We start from the raw sequence: 1,398 nt of genomic DNA, 5'->3' as shown, positions 1-1,398 counted from the left end.
ACCCTCGCGCCGTCGTCGAATTCGTCCGTGCGTGTCTGGGAATGACCCTTGTGCTGCACGATCAATCCGGCCGCGCCGAGCAGCGCGCACACACCGAAAATGGAGCCTAGTATTGACGCCAAGGCCGGAACGAACACCGAGGCGATGACGCCCGCAATGCCTACGACCAGCAGAATCCAGAAAATCAGCTTCGAGACACGCACATGGCCGATCCGGGGATTCGGCGGCACGAAATCATCGCCGTACCGGTTCATGATGTCATCGGTGTCAAGCCAGCTCGAACCGGTGAAATCACGCGGCCCGCGGTTCCGCGGCACATCATCGGTGAACGTGCCCTGGTCCAAATCGTTGATGGACAGCAGCGCCTCCTTTTCCTGACGCCGCGCGTGCTTCTCGAAACGTTTGGCGCTGCGCGAGCCCTCCACGGCCTGCAGGTCATCCGCGTGCGCCCGCGCGAACTCCGCCCACGCCGAATCCAGATCCGAGGCGTCGGAGGATGAAGGGGATGCTGCCGCGCCATCCTGCGGCGTGGTGTCTGGCCGTTCTTCGTCGGCATTGCTATTGTTGAAGTCAGTCATACCCATAACTGTAATTCAAACGGATGCCAATCCGTTGGGAGGAGCGTGCGCATGCTCTACTGGTTTTTCGTCAAGGGCTTGGGACCGATCGCCATCCACCGTCTGGGACCGACGGCCAAAGGGCTGGAGAACATTCCTCGCCAAGGCGGAGCCATCATCGCGGCCAACCACCTTGCCGTCATCGATGACGCATTGCTGCCGTTGACCTGCCCGCGCATGATCCACTTCATGGGCAAGGCCGAATACTTCGAAGGCAAAGGCATCAAAGGCAAGTTCAAGAAATGGTGGTTCACCTCCGTCGGCGTTTTCCCCGTGGACCGTTCCGGCGGTTCCAAATCGCTCGGCGCATTGAACCACGCGCGTGAGATCCTCGAGGACGGCCACCTGTTCGGCATCCACATCGAGGGCACGCGAAGCCCCGACGGACGCCTGTACAAAGGGCATACCGGCGCGGCCCGTCTGGCGTTCGAAACCGGATGCCCGATCGTCCCCACCGCCATCATCGGCTCACGCGAACTGCAGGTGCCGGGGCAGGTCATTCCGAACAAAGGCAAGTCCACGGTGATCTACGGCGAACCGATCGCGGTGGAGAAGAAAGCCGCCGATGAGATCACCCATGATGACCTGCGCTCGTTGACCGATCGCGTCACCATGGAGATCCAGCGGATGAGCGGCCAGGAATACGTGGACGAATACGCGCAGAAGGTCAAGGAACGTCTGAAGGCCGAGCAGGCCGCGGCGTCCGAGACGTCCGCTTCCGAGGCAAAGGCGTAGGCCGGCCCGTCGTCCGCCGCCCCTTGCGGCGATGATAACGCGAATG

General features: G+C 61.9%; 2 protein-coding genes. One reads left to right on the top strand and one right to left on the bottom strand.

Features of this window, described 5'->3' with window-relative positions; translation table 11 throughout:
- Nucleotides 1–578: hypothetical protein (locus B3C64_RS04485; RefSeq protein ID WP_291534022.1), on the bottom strand; the 578-nt coding region annotated here is incomplete at its 3' end.
- A 51-nt stretch (nt 579–629) separates the two neighbouring features.
- On the opposite strand from B3C64_RS04485, the gene B3C64_RS04480 reads away from it, so the two are divergent.
- Entirely contained in the window at nt 630–1,352 is a 723-nt protein-coding gene (locus tag B3C64_RS04480) for a lysophospholipid acyltransferase family protein (RefSeq protein ID WP_291534021.1), read from the top strand.
- Nucleotides 1,353–1,398 lie beyond the last annotated feature (46 nt).

The sequence above is a fragment of the Bifidobacterium sp. UBA6881 genome, assembly GCA_002451435.1.
In the GTDB taxonomy this organism is placed as follows: domain Bacteria; phylum Actinomycetota; class Actinomycetes; order Actinomycetales; family Bifidobacteriaceae; genus Bifidobacterium.
Note: the sequence above shows the minus strand (reverse complement) of the source record. Positions and strands in the feature narration are given on the sequence as shown.